Annotated in this window: 7 protein-coding genes; 3 read left to right on the top strand and 4 right to left on the bottom strand. The window is 56.4% G+C overall.

Annotated elements, in window-relative coordinates; genetic code table 11:
• Positions 1-181: 181 nt before the first annotated feature.
• Positions 182-1,237: a TauD/TfdA family dioxygenase gene (locus tag NW843_RS09600; protein WP_414522800.1), complete on the top strand. Its 1,056-nt coding sequence runs from the start codon at positions 182-184 to the stop codon at positions 1,235-1,237.
• 201 nt (positions 1,238-1,438) lie between these two features.
• Entirely contained in the window at positions 1,439-1,621 is a 183-nt protein-coding gene (locus NW843_RS09595; protein ID WP_414342619.1) for a hypothetical protein, read from the top strand.
• Between the two features lie 89 nt (positions 1,622-1,710).
• Here NW843_RS09595 and NW843_RS09590 read toward each other — a convergent pair whose 3' ends face one another.
• Genes NW843_RS09590 through crtE form a run of 4 tightly spaced genes read right to left on the bottom strand, consistent with a single transcriptional unit; the run spans position 1,711 to position 4,686 of the window.
• Complete coding sequence (locus tag NW843_RS09590; RefSeq protein WP_414350903.1) at positions 1,711-2,553, bottom strand: SirB1 family protein; 843 nt, start codon at positions 2,551-2,553, stop codon at positions 1,711-1,713.
• A 45-nt stretch (positions 2,554-2,598) separates the two neighbouring features.
• On the bottom strand, positions 2,599-3,216 hold the full coding sequence (locus NW843_RS09585; RefSeq protein ID WP_414522799.1) for a hypothetical protein: 618 nt from the start codon (positions 3,214-3,216) through the stop codon (positions 2,599-2,601).
• A 43-nt stretch (positions 3,217-3,259) separates the two neighbouring features.
• Complete coding sequence (locus tag NW843_RS09580; protein ID WP_414328881.1) at positions 3,260-3,742, bottom strand: divergent PAP2 family protein; 483 nt, start codon at positions 3,740-3,742, stop codon at positions 3,260-3,262.
• A 50-nt stretch (positions 3,743-3,792) separates the two neighbouring features.
• Entirely contained in the window at positions 3,793-4,686 is an 894-nt protein-coding gene (gene crtE, locus NW843_RS09575) for a geranylgeranyl diphosphate synthase CrtE (RefSeq protein ID WP_414380820.1), read from the bottom strand.
• A gap of 243 nt (positions 4,687-4,929) precedes the next feature.
• On the opposite strand from crtE, the gene hemE reads away from it, so the two are divergent.
• Complete coding sequence (gene hemE / locus NW843_RS09570; protein ID WP_414522798.1) at positions 4,930-6,030, top strand: uroporphyrinogen decarboxylase; 1,101 nt, start codon at positions 4,930-4,932, stop codon at positions 6,028-6,030.
• The last annotated feature ends 22 nt before the right edge of the window (positions 6,031-6,052 follow it).

Here is a 6,052-nt window from a genome sequence, read left to right as displayed (position 1 = left end):
TATTTCCAGTATAGTCCAGCGTATCATTGACTAGAGTCATGCTCTGCCCCGCCTCAGACTGAGGTTCTAGCACCGAAGGGTAGTGCGCTACACTCGCCGAGATTGGGTTTTGAGTGTAGGATCCCTGCCCAAAAGTTGCTGCGGCTGCTATGACTAGGGCAGTGGGTGGTGAGGGATCGTGATGAAGACTTCACAGCTTGAAAAAGGATGCCTGCTGATCGATTGTCGGGGCTTTGATGAAAAGACGATAAACCTGTTTTTGACACCTGGGCCCGATCCCTATCGGGAAACAGAAGAATTTCTCCTGGACTGCGAGATGCGGGCAGATGAGCTGCCCCGTTATCTGCGGCGGGCCTTGCTGGAGTTTCAGTTGTATTCCAATTCGGAAGGGATCCTGCTGCTGCGGGGCTTGCCCGTGGATCCCGGACTAGACCATACCCGCACACCGGCTCTGGCGCAGCGCTCTGAGGAGAAAACCACTTTTGTCAGCGAACGCTGCTTGGCAATGATCGGCAGCCGCTTGGGGCATTTGGTCTCCTACATCCAAGAAAAAAACGGGGATTTGTTTCAAAACTTGGTGCCTACTCCCGGCAGCGAAGAGGTGCAATCTTCTGAGGGATCCCGCACTCGGCTACAGTTTCACCGCGAGACGGTTTTTCATCCCTACTCACCAGAGTTTTTGCTGCTGTTTTGCCTGCGCCCCGACCATGACCGTGTAGCGGAAACCACCTACGCCAGCATCCGTCATGTCCTGCCTCTGCTAGGAGAGCGAGAGCGGGAGCTGCTGTTTGAACCCCTGTATCGCACTGGCATCGACTACTCCTTCGGCAACCGGCAAGCCCTGATCAATGGACCCATTTTGCCGGTGCTGTATGGCCGTCGAGAGGATCCCTTCTGGAACTACGACGAAGACCTGATGGTGGGGCTCACCCCCGAAGCCAGTCTGGCTCTAGAAGCCCTGAGGAAGGCGATCCACTCTATCTACCGAGGCATCAAGCTGGAAACAGGGGATCTGCTCTGTATTGACAATCGCCGCACCGTTCACGGACGGACTGCCTTCTCTCCCCGCTACGATGGCTTCGACCGCTGGATCCAGCGCTCATTTGTGGTGCGGGATCTCGGCCTTTCGGCAGGGGATCGCCATCCCGGTGAGCGCATCATTCGCACCGCCTTCGCAACAGATGATGAGGCCCAAGCTGCCCTCAATGGGGAGCAGGTCTGTCTCAGAAGATCCTGAGAAGTTCGCAGACTTCAGCGCCATCCATAGCTCAAGTCCGTAAAAGTACTATTGGCGATTTCCCCGAAAGGGTTTGGATGAGTCGCCCCAGATTCTGATGTCAAAATACGTGATCCTCACGATGGCTATCGCAGAGCGTTTCCAGCATTCTAGGCTTATGAGCCAAAGCCATCCATTCTTACTCACGATTGCGAGGTTAAGATGAGCATTCGCCAGATCATCGATGAGGTTTTACAATCTTCGGTTTTAACTCTGCAGCAGGAGTCCAGCATTAACCAAATCCTCTGGGAAAAAAACTATGATCTATCTGATCTAGAGGCTTTAGATAAGCTGGTGGAAGCCATTTTGCGCCAAGAGGTAAGGGCTGCTTCCGATCCCTGCTAGAAACCTAGCCTTGCTTGCAAACGACGGCAGATCTTGCTCAAAACTTACACACTTACACAACGCACAACTGAGAGCAATTGTGCATGCTCCTAGCATGAGTCGGGATGAGATTCCAATCTCTCGACAATTTCCCGGATTAAATGCTCATCAGAGCGATTGATCTCGGGGTGGAAAGGCGCCTGTTTTAAGTAGCGCTTGAGATCCTGGCAGGCTTGCTGCCAACGGCCCAACTGATAATACAACAGCCCGCGATCCCTTAGGTGGGGCAAGGATTCAGGGATCAACAACAAGATCCGTTCCGCTGCTGCCAAAGCGGGTTCCAGTTCGGCGCGGCTCAGATAAATTTGCTTGAGGTTGTTGAGCAAGCGTACCAAGATCAGGCGGGGAGGGGTGGGGCGTAGGTGGTGTTCTTGGAAAGGGATCCCAGGCCCGTAGATTTGCGACAAAAGCTCTTGACAATCTTCTGGAAATAAAATCTCCCCCTGCTGAAAGGGATCCACAAAAATCTCGGCGCCTGCAAACAGGGGCCGGATTAAAAAGTGGCCGGGCATGCCCACTCCTGCCATGGGAAAATCGATCCGCCGCGCCAGCTCTAGATAGATCAGCGACAGCGTAATCGGGATCCCGGTGCGCCGATCGATCACTTCGTTCAAAAAGCTGTTGCGTGGGTCGTAATAATCTTCGCGATTGCCACGAAAGCCCAGATCCTCAAAGAGATAGTGATTCAAGATCTTGATGACCCGCAGGGGATAACGCTCCGGGGGAAGGCGCTCTTGCACCTCTGCGGCCATCTCATCCAGAGCGGCCACATACTCTTCCACCTCCAGATCGGGATAGGCTTCTTGGGCAATCCAGAGGGCCGCCCGACCCAGATCGATGGGCTCCGATTGGATTTCAAGGGCAAAGCGTTGACGGGCAGCAGGAATGCTCATGAAATGTTAAATATTAAATATCGAGGTTCTTTGCAAGGATCTCGGTTAGAACAGCAGCGTGCAAAAGCTGGTCAACAGCAAGGTCACCGCCGTCAGGAGCAGGCTAAAGCTCCAAAGCCGCAAAGCGGCAAGCAGCAGGATCCCGATCACCCAAATCAGCAGAGCATTCCAATAGGGTCGGTTGGGGGCTTTGGACACATTAATTTTCTGGAAGAAGGGCAGCAGGAGGAACGATACATCCAACAACAGGCGCGGCAGCCGCAAATCGTCCGGCAGCGGCAGATCTCGCACCGCCAAATAAAGCAGCCCCCAGCTCAACAAAAGCGGGATTAGGAGCAGATAATTGGATTCGGCCAGCAGGGGTCGATCCACCACCAGCGGAAACAGAGGGCTGATCCCCCAGAGCAGATAGAGGTAAAAGTTGAAGTTCAGCAGCGGCTGTAGCAGAGGGGGCACCTTGAAGCGTTGACCTTGGGATCCGATCCCGTTTACCTGAGCTGCGATTTTCTGGCCCAGGGATCCACCTTTTTGAGGGGTTTGCGCTGCCGGAGCCGCCCGCCAACCGCAGTGGTCGCAGTAGGGAGACTTGAACCGGTAGGCTGGGATCGGCTTGCCACAGGAAGGGCAACGTTGGATCGGACGAGGTTGAGAACTGGAAGCCATGACCACCCCGCGGTACTTCTGCCTTAGCATGCCCCAATGGCTCTCAGTTTACTCCCAGGGCAAACGACAATGTAATACAGGCTGCCCCCAAAGCCGCGCCGGCCATGACCTGAACGGGAGTGTGCCCCAGCAATTCTTTCAGGTAGGGTTCTGGAAAACGGTCGGCGCCCTTTTCTTCAAACCATTCTTCCAGGAGGCGATTCAGCACCCGCGCCTGTTTTCCAGCGGCTTGGCGGATCCCCGCGGCATCGTACATCACCACCAATGCGAAAACCACCGTCGCGGCAAACAGCAGGCTGTCCCAGCCTTCCTGCATCCCCACCCCAATGGACAAAGCCGTCACCAACGCTGCGTGGGAGCTGGGCATTCCCCCGGTTTCCACCAAGACTCGCAGGTTAACCTTGCCCGACCGTACATAGGAAAGGATCAGCTTGATGGCTTGGGCCAACACACTGGCCAGCAAAGCAACCCAGAGGACATGATTGGCCATCAACTGTTGCAGCATACGGCTCTCCAGCACAGACATGCGAGCAGGGTCTCCAGGGATCCCATCTGATCTTGTCCCCTTGTCCTGTCCTAATGCTGACGGCGAGTGATGAAATCTGCCAGGGCCAACAGCGGCTCTGCCCGCGATCCATAGGGGCGCAACGCTTCCTTGGCCGATTGAATCAGCTCCTCGGCTTTTTGCCGGGAAGCCTCTAGGCCCAACAAGCTGGGATAGGTGGCTTTGGCAGCAGCTTGATCCTTGCCTGCCGTTTTGCCCAGTTGCTCGCTGGTGGCGGTGATATCCAAAATGTCGTCCACAATCTGAAAAGCCAGGCCAATATCGCGGGCGTAGCGGCTCAGGTGGGCCAGCAGCTCCTCATCTCCCCCCGCCAGGATCCCTCCCGAAACCACCGAGACTTCCAATAGAGCGCCGGTTTTGTGGCTGTGAATGTACTCCAAAGTTTCCAGGGAAATGGCCTTGCCCTCCGACTCCAGATCCACCACCTGTCCCCCCACCAAACCGGTTGCCGCCACAGCATGGCCAATGCGGGCAATCACCTGCAACACCAACTGCGGCGGTACCCCCTGAGTTTGGCTGGCAATGTGCTCAAAGGCAAAGGCCAGCAGGGCATCTCCCGCCAAGATGGCAATGTCTTCGCCGAACACCTTGTGGTTGGTGGGTTTGCCGCGGCGAAAGTCGTCATTGTCCATGGCCGGCAGATCGTCATGGATCAGCGACATGGTGTGGATCATTTCCAGGGCACAGGCGGTAGGCAGAGCCTGCTCCACAGTGCCGCCGGCCAACTCGCAAGCAGCCAGACAGAGGATGGGCCTGAGGCGCTTCCCCCCTGCCAATAGGCTGTAGCGCATCGCCTCGTAAATGCGCTCCGGATAGGCGGGAACCAAAGCTGCAGAGAGAGCTTCTTCCACCTGTTGCTGACGCTGGCTCAGGTAGGCTTTCAGGTTAAAGGTTTGGGCAACCAAGCGGGGTTTCCTCTCAACTCGGCAATGGGGGGATCCTTGTCGAGCCGTTCTTCAACAGACTTGTCAGGTGTCATTATCTCATGTCCACTTTAATTGGGGATCCCAGCCCAGAGGCCAAAAGGGTAAGAAGTAACAGCAAGTTGCAGCCGATGAAGAAACTGCAGGGATCCTGAGCCGCCAACTTGCGGTTGCTGTCGCCACAATGTCAGGATTCATAAGGATCTTTAGCCGGATTGCCCTCCTATGTCCCACTCGCCTGTTCAGCTCAGCGCCACCTCCTCCACCGCCAGCGGTGCGGAGCACTTGGGTGACCGTTTGCTGCGGGCGGCCCGAGGGGAAGTGCTGGATCGCCCTCCAGTTTGGATGATGCGCCAGGCGGGTCGCTACATGGCGGCCTACCGCGAGCTGCAAAGCAAGTACACCTTTAAGCAGCGTTGCGAGATCCCGGAGCTGGCCGTCGAGATCTCGTTGCAACCGTTTCGGGCCTTTGCCCCTGATGGGGTGATCCTGTTCAGCGATATCCTCACCCCCCTTGAGGGCATGGGCATCCCCTTTGAGCTGGTGGAGCATCAGGGGCCAATCATCGACCCGCCGATTCGTTCCCAAGCCCAAATTGAACGCATCCGCCTCCTGGAACCGGAAGAAAGTCTGCCCTTTATCAAGACCATTCTCAGCACCCTGCGCCGCGAGGTGGAAGGGAAAGCAACGCTGCTGGGGTTTGTCGGCTCCCCCTGGACTCTGGCCTGCTATGCTGTGGAAGGGCGCAGCTCCAAAGATTACGCCCACATCAAGAGCTTGGCCTTCGCGCAGCCGCCATTGCTGCATCAGTTGCTGAGTAAGCTGGCCGACAGCATTGCCCGCTACGTGATCTACCAGATCGAGTGCGGCGCCCAGGTGGTGCAGTTGTTCGATACTTGGGCCGGACAGCTCAGCCCAGCCGATTACGAGTGTTGGGCCTTGCCCTACCAAAAGCAAATTGTGGATCAGGTGAAAGCTCGGTATCCGCAGGTGCCGCTGATCCTCTACATCAACGGCAGCGCCGCTTTGCTGGAGCGGGTGGGCAAAGCCGGCATCGACGTGTTCAGCCTCGATTGGATGAGCGATATGGCAGAGGCCAGGGCCCGCCTGGGATCCCTGGCGGTGCAGGGCAATCTGGATCCGATGGTGTTGCTGGGATCGCCAGAGTTCATCCGGCAGCGCACCCTAGAGGTGATTCGAAAAGCCGGATCCCGTGGGCATATCATGAACCTGGGCCACGGCATTCACCCAAGCACTCCAGAGGCCAATGTCCATCACTTTTTCGAGACGGTGCGCCAGTCGGCAGAGCTGATACATTTACGCTGAACACTGCTGAACATCACTGTTC

Origin of the sequence: Synechococcus sp. R5-12, from assembly GCF_047502655.1 — a bacterium.
GTDB lineage: Bacteria > Cyanobacteriota > Cyanobacteriia > Thermostichales > Thermostichaceae > Thermostichus.
The sequence above is the reverse complement of the archived record's forward strand: the minus strand, read 5'-3'. Positions and strand labels throughout refer to the sequence as shown.